11 protein-coding genes and 3 rRNA genes are annotated in these 22,811 nt (G+C 69.5%); 8 read left to right on the forward strand and 6 right to left on the reverse strand.

Annotation, left to right across the window (positions count from 1 at the left end):
* Nucleotides 1-38 precede the first annotated feature (38 nt).
* Together HGK68_RS04285 and HGK68_RS04290 are read left to right on the forward strand one after the other, a co-directional pair.
* On the forward strand, nucleotides 39-815 hold the full coding sequence (locus tag HGK68_RS04285; protein ID WP_169164844.1) for an alpha/beta hydrolase: 777 nt from the start codon (nucleotides 39-41) through the stop codon (nucleotides 813-815).
* Nucleotides 815-1,675, forward strand: a complete 861-nt coding sequence (locus tag HGK68_RS04290) for an alpha/beta fold hydrolase (protein WP_169164845.1) — start codon at nucleotides 815-817, stop codon at nucleotides 1,673-1,675. Before HGK68_RS04285 ends, HGK68_RS04290 begins: the two co-directional genes overlap by 1 nt.
* Before the next feature lie 24 nt (nucleotides 1,676-1,699).
* Here the strand turns inward: HGK68_RS04290 and HGK68_RS04295 are convergent, their stop codons facing one another.
* Together HGK68_RS04295 and HGK68_RS04300 are read right to left on the reverse strand one after the other, a co-directional pair.
* Entirely contained in the window at nucleotides 1,700-2,122 is a 423-nt protein-coding gene (locus HGK68_RS04295; protein ID WP_169164846.1) for a hypothetical protein, read from the reverse strand.
* Nucleotides 2,119-4,554 carry an apolipoprotein A-IV repeat region-like domain-containing protein gene (locus HGK68_RS04300; RefSeq protein WP_169164847.1) on the reverse strand — a complete coding sequence of 812 codons (2,436 nt, stop codon included), beginning with the start codon at nucleotides 4,552-4,554 and terminating at the stop codon, nucleotides 2,119-2,121. The genes HGK68_RS04295 and HGK68_RS04300 overlap by 4 nt, the downstream gene beginning before the upstream one ends.
* A gap of 215 nt (nucleotides 4,555-4,769) precedes the next feature.
* Here HGK68_RS04300 and HGK68_RS04305 point away from each other — a divergent pair, with 215 nt between their 5' ends.
* The 6 genes from HGK68_RS04305 (at nucleotide 4,770) to rrf (ending at nucleotide 14,550) form a co-directional block, all read left to right on the forward strand.
* Nucleotides 4,770-6,773, forward strand: a complete 2,004-nt coding sequence (locus HGK68_RS04305) for a hypothetical protein (RefSeq protein ID WP_169164848.1) — start codon at nucleotides 4,770-4,772, stop codon at nucleotides 6,771-6,773.
* Entirely contained in the window at nucleotides 6,770-7,765 is a 996-nt protein-coding gene (locus tag HGK68_RS04310; RefSeq protein ID WP_169164849.1) for a DUF8094 domain-containing protein, read from the forward strand. The genes HGK68_RS04305 and HGK68_RS04310 overlap by 4 nt, the downstream gene beginning before the upstream one ends.
* Before the next feature lie 31 nt (nucleotides 7,766-7,796).
* A complete protein-coding gene (locus HGK68_RS04315) occupies nucleotides 7,797-8,738 on the forward strand; it encodes a tetratricopeptide repeat protein (protein ID WP_169164850.1) in 942 nt (313 codons plus the stop codon).
* A gap of 617 nt (nucleotides 8,739-9,355) precedes the next feature.
* A 16S ribosomal RNA gene (locus HGK68_RS04320) occupies nucleotides 9,356-10,876 on the forward strand.
* A gap of 350 nt (nucleotides 10,877-11,226) precedes the next feature.
* Nucleotides 11,227-14,337, forward strand: a 23S ribosomal RNA gene (locus HGK68_RS04325).
* A 96-nt stretch (nucleotides 14,338-14,433) separates the two neighbouring features.
* Nucleotides 14,434-14,550: ribosomal RNA gene (gene rrf / locus HGK68_RS04330) — 5S ribosomal RNA — on the forward strand.
* Together the 16S, 23S and 5S rRNA genes form the textbook arrangement of a ribosomal RNA operon.
* Nucleotides 14,551-15,217: 667 nt before the next feature.
* Here the strand turns inward: rrf and glgB are convergent.
* The 4 genes from glgB to HGK68_RS04350 form a co-directional block, all read right to left on the reverse strand.
* Entirely contained in the window at nucleotides 15,218-17,395 is a 2,178-nt protein-coding gene (gene glgB / locus HGK68_RS04335; protein WP_169164851.1) for a 1,4-alpha-glucan branching protein GlgB, read from the reverse strand.
* Nucleotides 17,396-17,464: 69 nt separating this feature from the next.
* Nucleotides 17,465-18,961 (reverse strand): maltokinase N-terminal cap-like domain-containing protein, encoded by a 1,497-nt coding sequence (locus tag HGK68_RS16215; RefSeq protein WP_281358411.1) that lies wholly within the window; start codon nucleotides 18,959-18,961, stop codon nucleotides 17,465-17,467.
* A complete protein-coding gene (gene treS / locus HGK68_RS04345) occupies nucleotides 18,961-20,706 on the reverse strand; it encodes a maltose alpha-D-glucosyltransferase (RefSeq protein WP_169164852.1) in 1,746 nt (581 codons plus the stop codon). Before treS ends, HGK68_RS16215 begins: the two co-directional genes overlap by 1 nt.
* Before the next feature lie 2 nt (nucleotides 20,707-20,708).
* The gene (locus HGK68_RS04350) at nucleotides 20,709-22,685 is read right to left on the reverse strand and encodes an alpha-1,4-glucan--maltose-1-phosphate maltosyltransferase (protein WP_169166943.1); all 1,977 of its coding nucleotides are present in this window, start codon (nucleotides 22,683-22,685) and stop codon (nucleotides 20,709-20,711) included.
* Nucleotides 22,686-22,811 lie beyond the last annotated feature (126 nt).

A 22,811-nucleotide genomic window follows, 5' to 3' on the forward strand; every position in this document is an offset into this window, starting at 1 on the left:
CGGGTCGAGCCGCGGACCCGCGCGTACCCTCGGAGTCGATGAGCACCGAGATCCGATCCCTGACCGTCCTGCCCGCGCATCGGGAGGACATCGAGCTGCACACCGCCGACGGCCTGACCCTGGTCGGCGAACTCGCCCGGCCCGCGAACCCCGACGGCAGCCCGCGCACCCCCGCCGCCACCCTGGTGACGCTGCACCCGCTGCCGACCCACGGCGGCTACATGGACTCGCACGTGCTGCGGAAGGCGTCCTGGCGGCTCCCGGCGCTGGCCGACATCGCGGTGCTCCGGTTCAACACCCGGGGCACCAGCAGCCCGCGCGGCACCAGCGAGGGCAGCTTCGACGAGGGCCGCGCCGAGCGCTTCGACGTGCACGCGGCCATCGAGTTCGCCGAGTTCCACGACCTGCCGAACCCGTGGCTGGTCGGCTGGTCCTTCGGCACCGAGCTCACCCTGATGCACGGCCTGGACCCGCTGGTCCGCGGCGCGATCCTGCTCTCCCCGCCGCTGCACCGGGCCACCGACGCCGACCTCGACGCCTGGGACGCCGACGGCCGACCGCTGACCGCCCTGGTCCCCGAGCACGACGACTACCTGCGGCCCGAGGAGGCCCGGCGACGTTTCGCCCAGGTGCACCAGGCCGAGATCGTCGGAGTCGACGGGGCTAAGCACCTGTGGGTCGGCGAGCCGTACGTCCGCCGGGTCCTGAACGAGATCGTCGCGCGGGTCCGGCCCGGTTTCCCGACCCCGCTGCCGACCACCTGGGACGGCCCCTCCGAGCAGGCCGATCCCGACCCGCGACCCGAGGACGCCTGATGGTCACCGTCGTCCCGCACGTCCTGCGACCCGGCGTCGCGGGGCACACCCCGTTGGTCCTGCTGCACGCCTTCCCGGTCGACTCCCGGATGTGGTCCGCCGTCGGTCGGCTGATCACCGCCGGCACCCCGGTGATCGCCATCGACCTGCCCGGCATGGGCGCCGCCCCGGCACCGGATGCAGCACCCGCGCTGGAAGCGGCCGCGGACGCGGTCGCCGCGTTGCTGTCCGGGGCCGCACCGACCGAGTCCGCGGACCCAGACCGTCCCACTGACTCGGCCCCTACCGCCGACCCGGCCCGGCCTGAGGTGCCAGCAGGTCCCGCCGTGGTCGCCGGGCTGTCGATGGGCGGGTACGTCGCCCTCGCCCTGGCCGAGCGCCACCCCGAGCTGGTCGCCGCCCTCGCCCTGCTGGACACCAAGGCGGTCGCCGACACCCCGGAGGCAGCCGCCAACCGTCGCCGGATCGCGGACGAGGCCGAGCGCACCGGCAGCGTCGACCCGGTGCGCCCGATGGTGGACGCCGTGCTCGGCGACACCACCCGCGCCACCCGCCCGGACCTGGTCCGGCAGCTCGCCGGCTGGATCGACGAGCAGCACCCGGCCGGCATCGCCTGGTCCCAGCGCGCGATGGCCGCCCGGCCCGACCGCAGCCACGTGCTGCGCGGGTGGACCCGGCCCGCCCTGGTCCTGGTCGGCGCCGAGGACGGCCCGACTCCGCCGGAGCAGGCAGCCGCGATGGCCGGCCTGCTGGGCATCGAGCCGGTCGTGATCCCCGCCGCCGGTCACCTGACGGCGATCGAGCAGCCCACGGCGGTCGCGCAGGCACTCACCACCCTGCTGATCCGCGCGGACCGCTAGCGCACGCCGCCGGTCGTCTGGGCGTCAGCCCTCGCCCAGCACCCGAGCCAGTGCCAGCGGCAGGTCCAAGGACTCGCCGTCCTTGCCCCCGGCGCCGATGACGAGCGGCGGGTCCTGCGGCGTCACGCTCACCCCGCGCCACCGGGCTGTCAGCGACCCCGGCACGGTGAGCACGTAGAACTCGCCGTCCGTGCCCACGGCGACCGTGCGGTCACGCCGCAGGTACCAGCCCGCCAACCCGGTGCGGAACGAGCCGCGTCCGCCGTACCCCTGCGCGCGCAGCGGCTCCGGTGCCACGCCCCGCTCGCGGGCCGTCACCAGGAACTCGTGGATCAGCGCCCGGGCGCGGTCCGACTCGGCGCGTTGCCGGGCGACCAACGCCGCCTCGTGCGCCGCGGCCGCCTCCCGGCGCTGATCCCGCCAGTCGGCGGCCGCGGGCCCGGTCACTTCTGCTCGACCTCGCCGTCGGCGCGCTGCTCGGCCGGAGTCGCCTCGGCGCTCGTGTCACCGTCGGCCGAGCCGGTTCCGGTGCCGGCGTCGCTCCCGGCTGCATCGGCAGCAGTGGTCGCCTCGACGTCGGCCGGGGTGCTTCCGGTGCCGGAGTCGTTCCCGGTCGGTGCCGCCGTGGTCCCTGCGTCCGCACCGGTCGACCCGGTGTCCGGGGTGCCCGAAGCGCCGTCGGTCGTCGACTCCACCTCCGTCGCGGCACCGCCCGCAGCCTTCTTCGGCCCGGCGGCCGAGACCGGTGCCGGTCGCGCCTTCGCCTTCGCCGGGGTGCGCCCGGACTTGCCCGCGGCAGGCGTCGCCTCGCGCTCGAACTTGGCCTGCGCCTTGTCCGCCCGCTCCAGGGTCTGCCGGTTCGGCACCGGGTCCGAGCCGAGCAGGTTCCGCAGCTCGTCCAGGTACGTGGTGATCGACTCGCGCTGGCGGTTGAGGTCCTCGACCTGCCGCTGAGCGGTGGTCCGCTCCCGCTCGGCCTCACTCATCGACTCGGACAGCGTCTTCTCGGCGTGCTCACGGGCCTCGGCGACCACCCGGTCGGCGTTCTGCCGGGCGTTCGACAGCAGCTCCTTGGCCTGGTTCTGCGAGTCGAGCCGCACCTTCTCGGCCTGCTCCAGCGCCTTCGCCACCCGCTGCTCGGCGGCGGCGGCGTGCGCCTCGGCGTCGGAGACCAGCTTCTCGGTCTCGGCGCGAGCGACGGCGTGCCGCTCGGCGTCCGCGCGCTCGGCCTCCTCGCGCTGGGTGGCGATCGTCAGCTCCGCGTCGGCGAGCGCCTGTCGGGCCTGCTGCTGCATCGCCTCGGCCTCGGTCCGGGCCGCCGTGGTCAGCTCCTCGGCCTGGCGCGCCGCCTCGGTCAGCTGGCGCTCGACCTGCAACCGGGTCTGCTCGCGCAGTTCGTCGGTCTCACGCTGGGTGGTGGCGCGCAGCTCCGCGGCGGCGCGCTCGGTGTTCTCCCGCAGCTCGGTGGTCTCGCGCTGGGTGTTCTCCCGCAGCTCGTCCGTCTCCCGCTGGGCGGCGTCCCGCAGCTCGCTGGTCTCCCGCTCGGCGGTGGCCCGGAGGTCGGCCGCGTACTGCTCCGCCTCCGCGCGCTGGGTGGTGGTCTCGTGCGTCACCCGGTCGCGCAGTTCCGTGGTCTCCCGCTCCACGGAGGCGCGCAGCTCGGCGACGTACTGCTCGGCCTCGGTACGCACCGCGGCGAGCTCCTGTTCGGCCTGCTGACGGGTGGCGGCGATCTCCTCGGCGACCTGTGCCCGCAACTCGGCGGTCTCCCGGTCGGCGGTGGCCCGCACGAACCCGGAGTACTGGTCGGCCTCGGCCCGGACCGCGCTGGTCTCGGCGGCGACCTTCTGCTGCAGCTCGGTGGCGGACCGCTCGGCGGCGGAGCGCACCTGGTCGGCGTAGGCGGCTGCCTCGGCGCGGACCCGGTTCACCTCCTCGCCCGTGGTGCGGCGCAGTTCGGCTGCCTCGGCTGCGGCCGACGACCGCTGCTCGGCGGCCCAGCGCTCGGTCTCGGTGCGCAGCTCGGCGATCTCGGCCGCGGTCTGTCGGCGCAGCTCGGTGGTCTCGGCCTCGGTCCGTCGACGCAGTTCGGCGGTGTCCGTCTCAGCCTGCTGACGCTGGGCGGAGGTCTCGGCCTCGGCGAGCTGCCGCTGCGCGGAGGTGTCGGCGTCGGCGCGCTGGCGCAGGTCCTGGGCGTAGTGCTCCGCCTCGGCACGCAGTGCGGAGGTCTCCGCCTCGGTGGTGGTCCGCAGCTGCTCGGCCGCCTGCTCGGTGCTGATCCGCAGTTCGGTGGTCTCGCGCTCCACGGTCGCCCGCAGGGTGCCCAGCTCGCGTTCCAGGCTGGCGCGGCGCTCGCTCGCCTCGGTGGCCTGCGCGGTCTGGATCCGGGCCGCCTCGCGCTCGGCGGAACCCACCATCTCCTCGGCCCGTCGCTGGGCCGCGGTCAGGACGCTTTCCGCCTCGGCGTGCGCGGTGGTGCGCTCCTCGGTGGCCTCACGCTTAGCGGTGGCGATCAGCTCGGCGACCTCGTTCTCCGCGCGGGCCCGGAGCTGACCGGCGGCGAGCCGAGCGCGGGCCAGCGCGTCGGAGGCCTGCGCGTTGGCCTGCTGCACGACGTCCGACGACTGCTCCTCCGCCGACCGCAGCAGCATCTCGATCCGCGATCCCAGACCCGAGTACGTCGGCCGCTCGGCCTCGCGCAGCTGACGGTGCGCCTCGGAGAGCTCCCCGGAGATCTGCAGCACCCGCTCGTCCAGCGATGACACCTGCGAGCGGGCCTCGCCGAGTGCGCGTTCCAGCTCGTTCATCCGGGTGTCGACCTGCTCGCGGTCGTAACCACGGAAGTTGACGACCGGGAACAGCATGCGGTCCTCTGGCACGGAAGATCCTCCTGGGGGCATGGCAGCGATGGCTCCCGACGATCGGGAGGGACGCGCGGCTGCGGCCACGGCCGACGTCCGCCAGCCAGGGTATCGGGCGGGAGCGGTCGGCTGGCAGGGGGCCCGCGTCACCCCGGGTGCCGTGGTGAGCACCCGAAGTGTCCGGATGCTGCTCAGCTGCCTATCCTGTGGCGTCACGTCAGGAAGGAAGATGCGTGCTTCAGCGACTCATCGCGGCCCTGCTCGGGCTGCTGGGCCTGGCCGCCGCGGCTCTCGGTATCGCCTCGGCGACCGCGTGGCGCGCGGACGACCCTCTGATCGCCACCGCCACCGCCGACACCCCGATCCTGGTCACCGAGCCCGGGGTGCTGGAGGTCGCCGGTGAGCCGGTGACGGTCACCGTCCGTGCGTCCGGTTCGCCGGTCGTCCTGGCGGTCGGCCGCGACACCGACGTGGCCGGGTGGGTCGGCGACGACCCGCACCAGCTGGTCACCGGGCTCGCCGACTGGCACGACCTGGCGCTGCAGGACGCCGACGCCGACGCCGCCCCGAACCCCTCGGCCACCGCCGACCCCAGCGGGTCTCCGGCAGCCGCCGAGGCCAGCGAGCCCGCGGCACAGCCCTCGCCGTCCGCCTCGGCCGACGGCGCCGACCCGCAGACGACCGCCGCGGCCGACCCGACCGGTTCCGACATGTGGGTGACCGAGGTGACCGGCGACGGCTCGGCGACCCTGGAGTGGACGGCACCGCCGGACGGTCGCTGGTCCCTGCTCGCGGTCAGCCTTGGCGACACCGCGCCGACGCTCGAACTGTCCTGGCCGCAGGAGGTGACCACGCCGTGGCTGTGGCCGGGCGTCGCCGCCGGTGTGCTGCTGCTGGCGATCGCGGCGATCCTGGCGATCAGGATCCGGCGCTCGCGGACCGGTGCCGACTGGCACGACGTCAGCACCGGCATGATCGCGGTGGTGACGCCGCAGACCGCCGACGGCACTCCGCTGGCCGTGACCGGCCCCCCGACGACCGGCACCATCCCGCTGATCGACCCGACCACGGGACTGCCGCTCACCCGCCGCCAGATCCGGGAGGCCGAGGCCGCGGCTGCCGCGGCCCGGCGTGGTCGGCGCGGTGCCACCGGCGCCGTGCCTCTGGTCACCGGAACGATCCCGACCGTCCCCGCTCCCGCTCCCGTCGCCCCGAGCGAGACGGCGGACGGCAGTCGCACCCCGGAGACGCCAGCTTCGACCACCGGCTCCCCCTCGGACCCCGCCTCGCCGTCCGCGGCGACCCCGTCCTCGCGGACGCCGGATTCCTCGACGGCGGGGGAGCCGACCACGGCCACTCCGTCCCCGCAGACCCCGGTTCCTTCGACGGCAGGGGAGCCGACCACCGCGACCCCCTCGGACAGCCACCAGGGCACCGAGGACAAGCCCCGACGGACCCTCTTCGGCCGTCGCCGCGCGAACCGCGCCGAGCAGACCGCGGACGTTCCGGTGGTCTCGGACCGCGATCGCCCGGCCTCCGGCTCGGCTCCGCAGGAGCCGTCCTCGCCCACCACCGGCGCCACTGCCTGGACGCCGACGCCGCCGACGGTCGCCCCGTCGACTGCGCCCACGGCCGCCCCGTCGTCCGCGACGACCGACCGCCCCGCCGCCGACGGACGACACCCGGCTCCGCCGTCGACGAATCCCGCCACCACCGGGACGACGCCGACCCCGGACACCGCCGGACCGGCATCCCCCGCCACGGCGAGCCCCGCGCCCGCCGCGCATCAACCCTCCGGCGCGCAGCATCACCCAGCCGCCGGTGCGGGCGTCACGACGACTCCGGACGTGTCGACGCCCGCCGCGTCGGGGAACGCACCGACCGAGGGATCGCCCTCGCCCACCGACGGACCCACCGAGGGACGCACCGACGCCGAATCCGGCCGACGTGGCTTCGCCGACCGCCTGCCGTGGCGTCGTCAGCGCGAGCAGCAAGCGGCCGCCCCGGCGGGGTCGACCGGCCCGACCGGCAGCGAGCGCGACCCCGACGCCCCGCACTCCTCCGACGACGACGTCCCCGCGGTCCCGGGCGTCGACGAGGACGACGACAGCATGTCGACCACCCAGCGCGCGGACTCCTGGCGTCGGATGTGGGGCTTCCCGGCGGATGCCGAGCCCGACGGTTCCGGAGCCGCACAGCCCGAAGCCGACACCACCGACCGGGAGGAGGACCGATGAGCGCCCGCCGTCGCCACGGAGCCGTCGCTCTCGCACTCGCCGCCGTGATCGCGCTGGCCGGGTGCGCCAACCCGGTGCCCGAGCCGCAGCCCGAGGCCGTGCCCGCCCAGGCACCCCCGGTCCTCGACCAGACCCAGTCCGCCGACATCCTGGCGCAGGTGGGCGAGGTGCTGGCCGCCGGTGACACGGCGCTCGACCCGAGCGGGCTGAGCGCGCGCCTCAGCGGTCCGGCCCTCGCCATCCGCGCCGCCGAGTACACCCGCGCCAAGGCCACCGACGGACAGCGCCCGCCGATCACCATCCCGACGAACGCGCAGACCACGATCACGCCGGACACCACCTCGTGGCCGCGCACCCAGATGGTCGTCACCGAACAGCCGGCCGACCTCCAGGCACCGCTGCTGCTGGTGCTGATCCAGGAGTCCCCGCGCGACGACTACCACCTGTGGGGATGGGCGCGGCTCGGTGAGGGTGTCCAGATGCCCGCCACCGCCGAACCCGAGACCGGCAGCCCGATGCCGACACCGGACGACGCCTCGCTGCTGGTCACCCCGCAGGACGTGGTCGGTCAGTTCGCGGATGTGCTCACCAACGGTGACGCCTCGCCGTATGCCGCCACCTTCGGCACCAGCTTCTTCCGCACCGCGATCGAGTCCGCGCGGGCGCAGACGGTCCAGAGCCTGCAGGCGGTGGCGACGGTGAGCGAGACCGTCTCACCGGAGGCCGGTGCGGTGACCGCGTTGGGCACCGTCGACGGGGGAGCGATCGTGGTCGGTCAGATGACCACCGTGACCACCGCGACCCTCAGCCAGGGCAGCATCACCCTGAACGACCCGCTGGACGCGGCGTTGGCCGGCAAGGACAGCGTGAGCCAGAACCTGGTCCGCACCTGGACCGATGTCGTCGCCTTCTACGTGCCGCCGGCGGGCAGCGACACCGGTGTGCAGGTGCTGGCAGCCGAGCACGCCCGGACCGCCGTCACCGGCGAGTGACCTTCCACAGCAGAGCAGGAGCGAGAGCAGCATGAGCCAGAACCCGGCCGGGGACCCCCGGTTCAACATGCGGGGTGCGGTCGACCTGTCGAGCCTGGCCCGTCCGGCCACCCCGGCACCCGGCAGCCCCGGTGGCCTTCCGGCACCCGGCCCGTGGGTGGTGGACGTCGACACCGAGGGCTTCCCCGCGCTGGTCCAGTCGTCCACCGGTCACCCGGTGATCGTGCTGTTGTGGGCGTCCTGGAGCGAGGCCAGCACGGCCCTGGCCACGACCCTCGGCACACTGATCGGGGAGTACGGCGGCCGTCTGCAGCTCGCGCGGATCGACGCCGACGCCAACCCGCAGGTGGCAGCGGCCTTCCAGAGCCAGTCGGTGCCCACCGTGGTCGCGGTGCTCGCGGGGCAGCCGCTGCCGCTGTTCCAGGGCGCACCCGACGCGGCCCAGATCAAGGACGTGCTGGACCAGGTGCTCCAAGCCGCGGAGGCCAACGGCATCACCGGTTCCGCGCCGGGCGGCGAGGGTGCCCCGGCCACCGCGCCCGAACCGGAGGAGCCGCCGCTGCCCCCGCTGCACCAGGCGGCGTACGACGCCATCGAGGCCGACGACTTCCCGGCCGCGACCGCCGCCTACGAGCAGGCCCTGCGAGAGAACCCCAAGGACGACCTGGCACGGGCGGGACTGGCGCAGGTCGGTCTGCTCACCAGGACCCGTGGTGTCGACCTCGCCGCCGTGCGCAAGGCGGCCGCCGACGCCCCGACCGACATCGACGCGCAGCTCGCCGTGGCAGACGTGGACGTGCTCGGCGGTCAGATCGAGGACGCCTTCGCGCGCCTGATCGACACGATCCGCACCACCTTCGGCCCCGACCGGGAGCGACTGCGCACCCGGTTGGTCGACCTGTTCGAGGTGGTCGGCGCCGACGACCCGCGGGTGCAGGACGCGCGACGCGCCCTCGCGAGCGCACTGTACTGAGCCGCCCTGCACGCCCCTGCTGGTTCCGCGCGGAACCAGCAGGGGCGTCGTCGTATCCGGACGCTGACCTGCGGCTGTGTGGTCGCCGTCACCCCGGACCAGGTTGACTCTCCGTCCGGGCGCTGCGTAATGTTCTCGACGTCGCCCGGCAGGGAGGAACGGACACCGAGTCAGATCGGTGGCTGGTCCCCGCGGGTGGCCACCCCCTCGGTAAGTCCTCGGGAGCTTCGGCTGCCGGTCAGGGTCGTGCCGGGATGGATTCCGCTGGTTCGGAACGGTCCACACGGACTTGACCGGCTGGGGCGGGTCCGCTAAGTTTGAACGGTTGCCTCCGGTCAGGCGCTCGCAAGAGCGGTGAGGGATGCGCGTCTGTTCTTTGAGAACTCAACAGTGTGCCTAAGTAGTTGATGCCAAATGGCTCGGCTTGCTTGGAGTCTACTACCAGCATGGTGGTGGGTGAAGGGTGGTCGAAACTTTTGGTTGATATGCATGATCCGGACCCCGTCCGGGTTGTGTTATACAGCCGAATCTGATTGGTGCCACATTCGTCAGCGTGTGTGGTGCCGCTTTGTGTGTCGGTTGCTCGCTGCCTTCGGGTGGTGGGTGCCAATGAGACATTCACGGAGAGTTTGATTCTGGCTCAGGACGAACGCTGGCGGCGTGCTTAACACATGCAAGTCGAACGGTGAAGCCCAGCTTGCTGGGTGGATCAGTGGCGAACGGGTGAGTAACACGTGAGTAACCTGCCTCTGACTCTGGGATAAGCCTTGGAAACGGGGTCTAATACTGGATACGAGACGCTCGGGCATCCGAAGTGTCTGGAAAGATTTATCGGTCAGAGATGGACTCGCGGCCTATCAGCTTGTTGGTGGGGTAATGGCCTACCAAGGCGACGACGGGTAGCCGGCCTGAGAGGGCGACCGGCCACACTGGGACTGAGACACGGCCCAGACTCCTACGGGAGGCAGCAGTGGGGAATATTGCACAATGGGCGCAAGCCTGATGCAGCGACGCCGCGTGAGGGATGACGGCCTTCGGGTTGTAAACCTCTTTCAGCAGGGAAGAAGCGAAAGTGACGGTACCTGCAGAAGAAGCGCCGGCTAACTACGTGCCAGCAGCCGCGGTAATACGTAGGGCGCAAGCGTTGTCCGGAATTATTGGGCGTAAAGAGCTCGTAGGCGGTTTGTCGCGTCTGGTGTGAAAACTCAAGGCTCAACCTTGAGCTTGCATCGGGTACGGGCAGACTAGAGTGCGGTAGGGGAGACTGGAATTCCTGGTGTAGCGGTGGAATGCGCAGATATCAGGAGGAACACCGATGGCGAAGGCAGGTCTCTGGGCCGCAACTGACGCTGAGGAGCGAAAGCATGGGGAGCGAACAGGATTAGATACCCTGGTAGTCCATGCCGTAAACGTTGGGCACTAGGTGTGGGGCTCATTCCACGAGTTCCGTGCCGCAGCAAACGCATTAAGTGCCCCGCCTGGGGAGTACGGCCGCAAGGCTAAAACTCAAAGAAATTGACGGGGGCCCGCACAAGCGGCGGAGCATGCGGATTAATTCGATGCAACGCGAAGAACCTTACCAAGGCTTGACATACACCGGAAACTTCCAGAGATGGTTGCCCCGCAAGGTCGGTGTACAGGTGGTGCATGGTTGTCGTCAGCTCGTGTCGTGAGATGTTGGGTTAAGTCCCGCAACGAGCGCAACCCTCGTCCTATGTTGCCAGCGGGTTATGCCGGGGACTCATAGGAGACTGCCGGGGTCAACTCGGAGGAAGGTGGGGATGACGTCAAATCATCATGCCCCTTATGTCTTGGGCTTCACGCATGCTACAATGGCCGGTACAAAGGGCTGCGATACCGCGAGGTGGAGCGAATCCCAAAAAGCCGGTCTCAGTTCGGATTGGGGTCTGCAACTCGACCCCATGAAGTCGGAGTCGCTAGTAATCGCAGATCAGCAACGCTGCGGTGAATACGTTCCCGGGCCTTGTACACACCGCCCGTCAAGTCACGAAAGTCGGTAACACCCGAAGCCGGTGGCCCAACCCTTGTGGGGGGAGCCGTCGAAGGTGGGACTGGCGATTGGGACTAAGTCGTAACAAGGTAGCCGTACCGGAAGGTGCGGCTGGATCACCTCCTTTCTAAGGAGCATCTGGCACCCGCGAAGGTGGGTGTTCAGGGGCCATGCCCAGGCCGTACGTGTCTGGGGTGGTGCTCATGGGTGGAACATCAACTGCGGTCACTGTTTCGTGGCTGGCGTCTAGTACAACTCCTGTGGGGGTGTGGAACGAGGCTGGTGATGGGGTGGTGGCCTTGGGCGCACTGTTGGGTCCTGAGGGAACAGCCCGCGAGGGTGGTGACTTCAGTACGGGCCTGGTTGACCGTGTCAAACCGTTCACACTGTTGGTGTGGGTAGGTGCGGGTTGTATCTGGGGATCGTTCGTTGTTTGAGAACTGCACAGTGGACGCGAGCATCTTTGTATGTCTTTGTGGTCAAGTTTTTAAGGGCACAGGGTGAATGCCTTGGCACTAGGAGCCGAAGAAGGACGTTGTAGCCTGCGATAAGCCTCGGGGAGTTGGCAAACGAACCGTGATCCGAGGATTTCCGAATGGGGAAACCCCGCACGAGTCATGTCGTGTGACCTGCACCTGAATATATAGGGTGTGTGGAGGGAACGCCGGGAAGTGAAACATCTCAGTACCGGCAGGAAGAGATATTCCGTGAGTAGTGGCGAGCGAAAGCGGATGAGGCCAAACCGTATGCGTGTGATAGCCGGCAGGCGTTGCGTATGCGGGGTTGTGGGACCTTTCGGGTTGTTCTGCCGAGCAACCAAGGAGTTACAAAGTCGTGTCATAGTCGAAGGGCATTGAAAGGCCCGGCACAGAGGGTGGTACCCCCGTAGACGAAATGGCATGGCCTCCTGAAGGGGATCCCAAGTAGCACGGGGCCCGAGAAATCCCGTGTGAATCTGGCAAGACCACTTGCTAAGCCTAAATACTACCTAGTGACCGATAGCGGACAAGTACCGTGAGGGAAAGGTGAAAAGTACCCCGGGAGGGGAGTGAAATAGTACCTGAAACCGTGTGCCTACAATCCGTTGGAGCCTCCTTAGCAGGGGTGACAGCGTGCCTTTTGAAGAATGAGCCTGCGAGTTAGTGGTACGTGGCGAGGTTAACCCGTGTGGGGAAGCCGTAGCGAAAGCGAGTCCGAATAGGGCGATCATAGTCGCGTGCTCTAGACCCGAAGCGAAGTGATCTAGCCATGGGCAGGTTGAAGCGCGGGTAAGACCGCGTGGAGGACCGAACCCACTTGGGTTGAAAACCGAGGGGATGACCTGTGGTTAGGGGTGAAAGGCCAATCAAACTTCGTGATAGCTGGTTCTCCCCGAAATGCATTTAGGTGCAGCCTCGCGTGTTTCTTGCCGGAGGTAGAGCTACTGGATAGCCGATGGGCCCTACCAGGTTACTGACGTTAGCCAAACTCCGAATGCCGGTAAGTGAGAGCGCGGGAGTGAGACTGCGGGGGATAAGCTCCGTAGTCGAGAGGGAAACAGCCCAGACCACCAGCTAAGGCCCCTAAGCGTGTGCTAAGTGGGAAAGGATGTGGAGTTGCACAGACAACCAGGAGGTTGGCTTAGAAGCAGCCACCCTTGAAAGAGTGCGTAATAGCTCACTGGTCAAGTGATTCCGCGCCGACAATGTAGCGGGGCTCAAGTACACCGCCGAAGCTGTGGCATTCACACATACTGCTAGGCCTTCGTGGTCCAGGCGTGTGGATGGGTAGGGGAGCGTCGTGTGGCGGGTGAAGCTGCGGGGTAACCCAGTGGTGGACGCTACACGAGTGAGAATGCAGGCATGAGTAGCGAATGACGGGTGAGAAACCCGTCCGCCGAATGACCAAGGGTTCCAGGGCCAGGCTAATCCGCCCTGGGTAAGTCGGGACCTAAGGCGAGGCCGACAGGCGTAGTCGATGGACAACGGGTTGATATTCCCGTACCGGCGAAGAACCGCCCATACCGAGCCCGGTGATGCTAAACGCCCGAGCCCGCACATCGACCACTTCGGTGGTCACCGTGTGGGGGAGCGCGTGACCCGATCCGGTAGTAGGTAAGCGTATTAACAGGAGTGACGCAGGAAGGTAGCCCAGCGTGGCGATGGTTGTCCACGTCCAAGGTCGTAGGGCGAGTGGTAGGCAAATCCGCCACTCACATAGCCTGAGAACTGATGGTGACAGCGTATGCTGGAAGAGGGTGATCCTATGCTGCCGAGAAAAGCTTCGACGCGAGGTTCTAGCCGCCCGTACCCTAAACCGACTCAGGTGGTCAGGTAGAGAATACTAAGGCGATCGAGTGAATCGTGGTTAAGGAACTCGGCAAAATGCCCCCGTAACTTCGGGAGAAGGGGGGCCTGAAGCGTGAACCGACTTGCTTGGGGAGCGTGGAGGGCCGCAGAGACCAGGGGGAAGCGACTGTTTACTAAAAACACAGGTCCGTGCGAAGTCGCAAGACGATGTATACGGACTGACGCCTGCCCGGTGCTGGAAGGTTAAGAGGACGGGTTAGCCGTAAGGCGAAGCTCAGAATTTAAGCCCCAGTAAACGGCGGTGGTAACTATAACCATCCTAAGGTAGCGAAATTCCTTGTCGGGTAAGTTCCGACCTGCACGAATGGCGTAACGACTTCCCCGCTGTCTCAACCGCGAACTCGGCGAAATTGCACTACGAGTAAAGATGCTCGTTACGCGCAGCAGGACGGAAAGACCCCGGGACCTTTACTATAGCTTGGTATTGGTGTTCGGTGCGGCTTGTGTAGGATAGGTGGGAGACTGTGAAGCGGGCACGCCAGTGTTCGTGGAGTCAACGTTGAAATACCACTCTGGTCGCTCTGGATATCTAACCTCGGTCCGTAATCCGGATCAGGGACAGTGCCTGGTGGGTAGTTTAACTGGGGCGGTTGCCTCCTAAAATGTAACGGAGGCGCTCAAAGGTTCCCTCAGCCTGGTTGGCAATCAGGTGGCGAGTGCAAGTGCACAAGGGAGCTTGACTGTGAGACTGACAGGTCGAGCAGGGACGAAAGTCGGAACTAGTGATCCGGCGGTGGCTTGTGGAAGCGCCGTCGCTCAACGGATAAAAGGTACCCCGGGGATAACAGGCTGATCTTGCCCAAGAGTCCATATCGACGGCATGGTTTGGCACCTCGATGTCGGCTCGTCGCATCCTGGGGCTGGAGTAGGTCCCAAGGGTTGGGCTGTTCGCCCATTAAAGCGGTACGCGAGCTGGGTTTAGAACGTCGTGAGACAGTTCGGTCCCTATCCGCTGCGCGCGCAGGAAACTTGAGAAGGGCTGTCCCTAGTACGAGAGGACCGGGACGGACGAACCTCTGGTGTGCCAGTTGTTCCGCCAGGAGCACGGCTGGTTAGCTACGTTCGGAAGGGATAACCGCTGAAAGCATCTAAGCGGGAAGCCTGCTTCAAGATGAGGTTTCCATGCCCCTTGTGGGTGAGAGGCTCCCAGCTAGACCACTGGGTAGATAGGCCGGATGTGGAAGGCAGGACTAACGACTGCCGCAGCTGACCGGTACTAATAAGCCGACAACTTCACCACAACATCATTGCTACGCGTCCACTGTGCGGTTCCCGAACCGCGAACACCCCTGACCCGACCGGGTTGCAGGAGAGGTGTTTGATAGTTCGATAGAGTTACGGCGGTCATAGCGAGGGGGAAACGCCCGGTCCCATTCCGAACCCGGAAGCTAAGCCCCTCAGCGCCGATGGTACTGCACTCGCCAGGGTGTGGGAGAGTAGGACGCCGCCGGACATCTTTCCACGAAAGGCCATCCCCATCAGGGGATGGCCTTTCGTCGTATCTGGGCACCTGTCGGGTCGAGAGCCGGCACCCGGCAGAGCGCACCGCCCGGCGGTAGCTGGGCGGTCTGTGGTTGTGGCTGGCCGGGCGCACTGGGCCGCGGCTGTCCGCTCGGCCTTACTGTGCGGCGCGAGGCGGCTGCGCCCCACGGGGTGCGAGCGGTGCGGCGGACGTGGTCGGTCAATCGAAGTACCGGCTTGTCAGCGTTGGGTCATGCATTGGGGAGCCGTGGGTGCGGCGCGCGAGCTCCGGGCGTGGCTCGGTCTCGTGCGGAGCTTCGGGCCGAGGGGTGGTGGGCCGTGACGGCTGGTGTGCTGCCGCGTCCGATCGATGGCTGTTCCCCTGCGCGTCGTGCCGCGTGAGTCCGTGGCCTTCGGGTGCGTCCTGCGGGGATCGGCCTGCCCGCAGATGCCGTTGACTCGCGGCTGCATGGTTTCTGGCGCAAAGTACGGCCACCGGCCACCGGTCACCGCCCGCCTCCGCGGGGGCCGGGGCGCCGGGCTGTCACGTGGGTCCGGTGGGGAGCCGCCGCGGTCGCGGGCCACACGAAGCCGCCCACCCCCGGCGGGGATGGGCGGCTTCGGAGGCGGGGCGGCGACGCTGCGCAGAGCCTCCCGGTTCAGGCGGGGGTGAGGAAGAGGACGCCGAGCGGCGGCACGCGCAGCACAGTGGAGAACGCGCGACCGTGGTACGGCTCGGGGCGGGCCTCGACCTGGCCGAGATTGCCGACACCGGATCCGCCGTACTCGGTGGCGTCGGTGTTCAACGCTTCGGTCCAGGTGCCGCCCTGGGGGAGCGCGAGCCGGTAGCCCTCGTGCGGGACACCGGAGAAGTTGACCACCACGGCCACCACGTCGCCCTTGTCGTCGCGCCGGAGATAGGCCAGCACGTTGTGGTCGGCGTCGTTGGCATCGATCCACTCGAAGCCCTGCGGTGAGTGATCGAGTGCCCAGAGCGCGGGATGGCGACGGTAGAGGGCGTTCAGGTCACGGACGACCGCCTGGACACCGCGGTGCTCGGGGTGGTCGAGCAGGTACCAGTCGAGGGAGCGGGATTCGGCCCACTCGGTGCCCTGCGCGAACTCGGTGCCCATGAACAGCAGTTGCTTGCCGGGATGGGACCACTGGTAACCGAGCAGCGCCCGGACACCGGCGCGCTGTTGCCAGTCGTCCCCGGGCATCTTGCGCATGATCGATCCCTTGCCGTGCACGACCTCGTCGTGGGACAGCGGCAGGACGAAGTGCTCGGAGAAGGCGTACACCAGTGAGAACGTGGCTTCGTGGTGGTGGTAGCGACGGTTGATCGGCTGCTCCGCCAGGTAGCGGAGCGTGTCGTTCATCCAGCCCATGTTCCACTTGAGACCGAAGCCGAGTCCGCCGTTGTCGGTGGGCGCGGTGACGCCGGGCCAGGCGGTGGACTCCTCGGCGATCATCATGACGCCGGGGGTGCGGCGGTAGGCGGTGGCGTTGGCCTCCTGCAGGAAGGCGATCGCCTCCAGGTTCTCGCGTCCGCCGTGCACGTTCGGGCGCCACTGCCCGGGCTCGCGGGAGTAGTCGAGGTAGAGCATGGACGCGACGGCATCGACGCGCAGACCGTCGGCGTGGAACTCCTCCAGCCAGTAGGTGGCGTTGGCGACCAGGAAGTTCCGCACCTCGCTGCGACCGAAGTCGAAGACGTAGGTGCCCCAGTCGAGCTGCTCGCCGCGCATCGGGTCGGGGTGCTCGTAGAGCGGGGTGCCGTCGAACCGGGCCAACGCCCACTCGTCCTTGGGGAAGTGCGCTGGGACCCAGTCGATGATCACCCCGATGCCGGCCTGATGCAGGGTGTCGACCAGGTGGCGGAAGTCGTTCGGGTGCCCGAAGCGGGAGGTCGGCGCGTAGTACGAGGTGACCTGGTAGCCCCAGGAGCCGCCGAACGGGTGCTCGGCCACCGGAAGGAACTCGACGTGCGTGAAGCCCATCTCGACCACGTACTCGGTGAGCTGGGTCGCCAGGTCGCGGTAGGACAGGCCCTTGCGCCAGGACCCGAGGTGCACCTCGTAGATGCTGACCGGTCCGGCGTGCGGGTCGGTGGCGGCTCGGCGGGCGAGCCATGCGTCGTCGGACCAGGTGTACTCGGACTCCACGACCACGGAGGCGGTCGACGGCGGCACCTCGGTGCCCTTGGCGAGCGGGTCGGCCTTCTGGCGGGCGTGGCCGTCCGGGCCGATCACCTCGAACTTGTACCGGGCACCGGCGCCGACGCCGGGGACGAACAGCTCCCACACCCCGGAGCTGCCGAGGGACCGCATGGCGTGGGAGGCGCCCTGCCAGTGGTTGAAGTCGCCGACCACCCGGACGGCGCGGGCGTTGGGTGCCCAGACCGCGAAGGCGGTGCCGTCGACCGGGCCCAGCGCTCCGGGGTAGTGCTGGACGTTGGCGCCGAGCACCTGCCACAGCTGCTCGTGCCGACCCTCGGAGATCAGGTGCCGGTCGAGCTCGCCGATGGTGGGCAGGAAGCGGTACGGGTCGTCGACGGTGCTGGTGTCGGCACCGTAGGTGACCTCGATCCGGTAGTCCGGCACGTCGCTGTCCGGCAGCACGGCGGTCCAGATCCCGTCCTGCTCGTGCTCGGCCGGGGTGCGCCCGGTCGGGGTGACGATCACCACCGCGTCGGCGAGCGGGCGCAGGGTCCGCACCACCACGCCATTCGGGGTGCGGTGCGGCCCGAGGACGGCGTGGGGCTCATGGTGGGTCCCGGCCGCGACGGCGCGCAGCGTGTCCGGGTCGACGGTGACGGGCGACGGTCCGCGGCTCATGGACCTACCCAACCACCACCGGGGCATTCGTGCAGCGACTAGGGCCCCGGCGGCGGCCGGACGGGTGCGTCAGGCGAGCAGGCGCTCGATGCCGTGCAGCGGGATCGGCAGCCAGTCGGGGCGGTTGCGCGCCTCGTAGACCGCCTCGTACAGCGCCTTGTCGAGCTCCAGGGTGCGCAGCAGCACGGCGGCGAGCGCCGGGTCGAGGACGGAGGACTCGGCGGTGTAGCCGGCCCAGAACGCCTCCCGGGCGACCCGGGTCCAGGCATCGGGTGCGCTGCCGACGGCGGCGGCGTAGTCGAAGGAGCGCAGCATCCCGGCGGCGTCGCGCAGCGGCTGGTCGGGACGGGTGCGCTCGGACATCGGCCGCAGTGGTTCGCCCTCGAAGTCCAGGACGTACCAGGTGTCGTCGCCGCGCAGCACCTGACCCAGGTGCAGGTCACCGTGGACGCGCTGCCGATCGGGCAGCCCGGTGAGGATCCGCACCCGGTCGGCGAGCGAGTGCACCGCCTCCCGGTATTCGGCGAGCTGGGGGACGATGCCCGCGGCCCAGGCATAGCGCTCGGTCAGGGACCGGGCCAGGTCGTGGGCGGCCGGTGACCCGTGCTCGGCGGCGGAGCCGTGCTCCGGCACCTCGGCGTCCAGCTCGGGGTCGCGGACGGTGGTCCCGGGGCCGACGCCGGTGGGGTCGCTCGGGTCGGGGTGCGCGGGGGAGTGCGCACGGGAGTGCGTCGGGGCGTCGGTCGGATCGGGGTCCCGGGTGGCGTCGTCGTCGTCGACCGGGAGGGCCTTGGCCAGTGCGACGTGCATCTGGGCGATCACCTCGCCGAGTTCCCGGGACAGGTCGGCGAAGGACTCACCGCGACCGGCCACCTCGCAGGCGAGCTCGAAGCCGTCCTGAGCACCGGGGACGAAGGCGCTGAGCACCTCGAGGTGGCCGTGCACCACGCCCTGTCGGTCCGGCCACCGGGCCGACATCCAGGCCAGCGGTCGGGGCACGTGCTCCCACCCGACCCGGGCCAGGGCGCGCGGGACGTCGACGTCCGGGTTCTCGCCCGCGGACAGGCCGCGGAACACCTTGAGCATGGCGGTGCGTCCGCCGGGGCCGGCCCCGGGCAGGATCACCGAGGTGTTCGACTGCTCACCGGAGATCACCCGCGGGTCGCCGAGCTGGTCGGAGCGCACCGGGGAATCCGGGTCGGACTCGGCGTCGGCCAGCCAGGCGCGCAGGAACGCGGGGTCACCGGCACCGTCCCGGACCCGGGTGCCGTCCGGCAGGGTGCCGACCAGCAGGGCCGGGTCGTCGGGGGCGTCCGGACTGTCCACCGCCGGGCGCAAGGTGAGCGGCACCTGGAGCACCGACTCACCGGAGCCGGACTCGACCCGGAGCAGCAGCACCCGGACATCGGCCTCTGCCTGCGGGTCCGCCAGGCTGGTGCCGCCCAGGGCGCTCACCCGGGCGTCGGTCCCCTTGGCCGGGAACCACCGGCGGTGCGGCAGCCAGGGACCCAGGAGCGCCGCCAACGCGTCGTCGCGCGGCTCGTGCGATACCTGTCGGTCGGACATCACTGCACCGCCAGCCAGTAGAAGTCGCGCGACCCGAGGGTCAGGGTCAGGGTCCCGTCCTCGGACACCGCGGGGAAGTCGCCGCCACCGAAGACGTCCCGCAGGGTGCGGCCGGCCAGGGCGGGGGCGGTGATCGTCGCCGACCGGGCGGTGGACGCGAGGTTGGCCACCACCAACAGCCGCTGGTGACCGTCGTCCCGGGTGAAGGCGAGCACTGCCTCGTTGTCGGCTGCCACCGCCTGGTAGTCGCCGCGGCCCAGGGCGGGGTAGCGGCGGCGCACGGCGAGCATGCCGCGCACCCAGTGCAGCAGCGAGGTGCTCTGGGCGAGCTGCGCCTCGACGTTCACGTTGTTGTAGTGGTGCACCAACGACTGGTTCACCGGCAGGTACAGCTTGCCGGGGTCGGCGGTGGAGAACCCGGCGTTCCGGTCCGGGGTCCACTGCATCGGGGTGCGGACGGCGTCCCGGTCGGGCAGCCAGATGTTGTCGCCCATGCCGATCTCGTCGCCGTAGTACAGGCAGGGGCTGCCGGGCAGGGAGAGCAGCAGCGAGTGGGCGAGTTCGATCTCCTTGCGCGAGTCGTCCAGCAGGGGCGCGAGCCGACGGCGGATGCCGATGTTCGCGCGCATCCGGGAGTCCGGCGCGTACCAGCCGTACATCGAGGCGCGCTCCTCGGTGGAGACCATCTCCAGGGTGAGCTCGTCGTGGTTGCGCAGGAAGGTGCTCCACTGGGCACCGGCGGGGATCCGGGGGGTGTCGGCCAGGATGTCGACGATGGCGGTGGCCCGCTGGTCGCGCAGGGCGTAGAAGATCCGCGGCATCACGGGGAAGTGGAAGCACATGTGGCACTCGGGCTCGGCCTCGGTGCCGAAGTACTCGACCACGTCCTCCGGCCACTGGTTCGCCTCGGCCAGCATGATCCGGCCGGGGAACTCCTCGTCGATCGCCGCCCGCAGCCGGCGCAGGAACTGGTGCGTCTCCTGCAGGTTCTCCCCGTTGGTGCCGTCCCGTTCGAACAGGTACGGCACCGCGTCCAGGCGGAAGCCGTCCACCCCGAGCCGGAGCCAGAACCGGGCGACGTCGATCATCGCCTCGGCGACCCGGGGGTTGTCGAAGTTCAGATCGGGCTGGTGGCTGAAGAACCGGTGCCAGAAGTACTGCCGGCGCACCGGGTCGAAGGTCCAGTTCGAGGACTCGGTGTCCACGAAGATGATCCGGGCGTCCGGGTAGCGGGTGTTGTCGTCGCTCCAGACGTAGAAGTCGCCGTAGGGGCCGTCCGGGTCGGAGCGGGACGCCTGGAACCACGGGTGCTGGTCGCTGGTGTGGTTCATCACCAGGTCGACCACCACCCGGATGCCCCGGTCGTGCGCCGCCTGGATCAGTGCGGTGAAGTCCTCGATGCTGCCGTACTGCGAGGCCACGGCGGTGAAGTCTGCGACGTCGTAACCGCCGTCCCGCAGGGGCGAGGGGAAGAACGGCGGCAGCCACAGGCAGTCGACGCCCAGCCAGTGCAGGTAGTCCAGGCGCTCGGTCAGCCCGCGCAGGTCACCGGACCCGGCGCCGGAGGAGTCGGAGAACGACCGGATCATCACCTCGTAGAACACCGCGGTGCGGTACCACTCCGGGTCGTCGGACAGCCCGCTGACCTCGGTGCGTTCCGGCACCTCGGGCTGGCGGCGGGGCGGCAGCGCGGAGATCGCGATCGCCTGGGTGCTCGGCGCGCCCGAGTCGGAGGCCGGGGCCACCCTCACACCCGCTCGACCTGGATGACGTGCGCCACCCGCTGGTAGGGATCGAGCCGGACCCAGGGGTGGGCGTCCCAGGCGTAGACCTCCTGGGAGAGCACGTCGTGGGCCACGAACCGGGACTCGGCGTCGGTGATGCCGAGTGCGTGCAGGTCGAGGTCCAGGGTGCCGTCGTGCGCGCCGTGCGGGTCGAGGTTGACCACCACCAGCACGGTGTCGGCGCGCCCGGTGGGGGACAGGTCGGCGGGCAGGTGTCGGGAGAAGGCCAGCAGGTTCGGGTCGCTGGTCGGGTGCACGGTGAGATTGCGCAGCTGGCGCAGGGCCGGGTGCGCGCGTCGGATCGTGTTGAGGTCGCGCAGCAGGGCGGCGATGCCGATCGGCTCGGCCTGCGACCAGTCCCGCGGCTTGAACTCGTACTTCTCGTTGTCGATCTGCTCCTCGACACCGGGGCGGGGAACGTCCTCGACCAGCTCGTAGCCGGTGTAGATCCCCCAGGTCGGGGAGCCGAGGGCTGCCAGCACCGCGCGGATCGCGAAGCCGGCGGCGCCGCCGGTCTGCATGAACGGGGTGAGGATGTCGTGGGTGGTCGGCCAGAAGCTCGGCCGCATCCAGGAACCGTGCTCGCCGGAGACCTCGGTGAGGTACTCGGCCAGCTCCTCCTTGGTGTTGCGCCAGGTGAAGTAGGTGTACGACTGGTGGAAGCCGATCCGGGCCAGGTTGAGCATCATGGCCGGACGGGTGAACGCCTCGGAGAGGAAGACCACCTCGGGGTGGGCGGCCCGGATGTCGGCGAGCAGGCGCTCCCAGAAGCTCAGCGGCTTGGTGTGCGGGTTGTCCACCCGGAAGGCGGTCACGCCGTGGTCGATCCACACCTGCAGGACGGCCCGGACGGCGGCGTAGATGCCCTCCGGGTCGTTGTCGAAGTTCAGCGGGTAGATGTCCTGGTACTTCTTCGGCGGGTTCTCGGCGTAGGCGATGGTGCCGTCCAGCCGGGTGGTGAACCACTCCGGGTGCTCGGTGACCCAGGGGTGGTCGGGGGAGCACTGCAGCGCCAGGTCGAGGGCGATCTCCATCCCCAGGTCCTTGGCCCGCGCGACGAACGCGTCGAAGTCCTCGAAGGTGCCCAGGGTGGGGTCGATGGCGTCGTGACCGCCGTCGGGCGACCCGATGGCGTAGGGCGAACCCGGGTCGCCGGGGCGGGTCTCGAGGGTGTTGTTGCGGCCCTTGCGGTGGGTGGTGCCGATCGGGTGGATCGGGGTCAGGTAGACCACGTCGAAGCCGAGGTCGGCGATCCGGGGCAGGTCCTCCGCGGCGGTGCGCAGGGTGCCGGAGCTCCACGCGCCGGTGGCCTCGTCATAACGGGCGCCGATCGAGCGCGGGAAGATCTCGTACCAGGCGCCGGACAGGGCCAGGGTGCGGTCGACCACCAGCGGGTAGGTCGGCGAGGCGCTGAGCAGCTCGCGCACCGGGTGCTCGGCCAGCACGGCGCGCACGGCGTCGGTCAACCCGGCAGCGAGGCGGGCCTGGGCCGGTCGGGCACCGTCACGCAGCGCGGTCGCGGCATCGGTCAGGGTGGTCGCGGCGGCACCGACCAGCGGCTCGGCCGCGCGTTCCAGCAGCCGGGCGCCCTCCGCGAGCATCAGCTCGACGTCGACCCCGGCCTCCACCTTCAGCGGCGCGCCATGCGACCAGGTGCCGTACGGGTCGGACCAGCCCTCGACCCGGAATCCCCAGCGACCCGGCCGGTCCGGGACCAGCCGTGCCTCGTAGCGGTCCAGGCCCGGGGCGATGTCGACCATCAGGGCCTTCGCGTGGTCACGGCCGTCCGGGTCGACCAGGACGGCGGTGGCGGCCACGGCGTCGTGCCCCTCGCGGAACACGGTGGCCTGGATCGGCACCGCCTCGCCGACCGCCGCCTTCGCGGGCCAGCGTCCGGCCTCCACCACGGGGGAGACGTCCACCACCGGGATCCTGCCCATCGGGGGCTGCCCGAGGACGGCGGCCGGTGCGGTGTTCTTGGCCGCGGGGGCGCGGCGGGATCGGCGAGGGGCCGGAGTCGTCGAGGTCACATCCGCGAACCTATCCACTGGTCGGGGTGCTGGGCA

Source organism: Cellulomonas taurus (assembly GCF_012931845.1).
Taxonomy (GTDB): Bacteria; Actinomycetota; Actinomycetes; order Actinomycetales; family Cellulomonadaceae; genus Cellulomonas; species Cellulomonas taurus.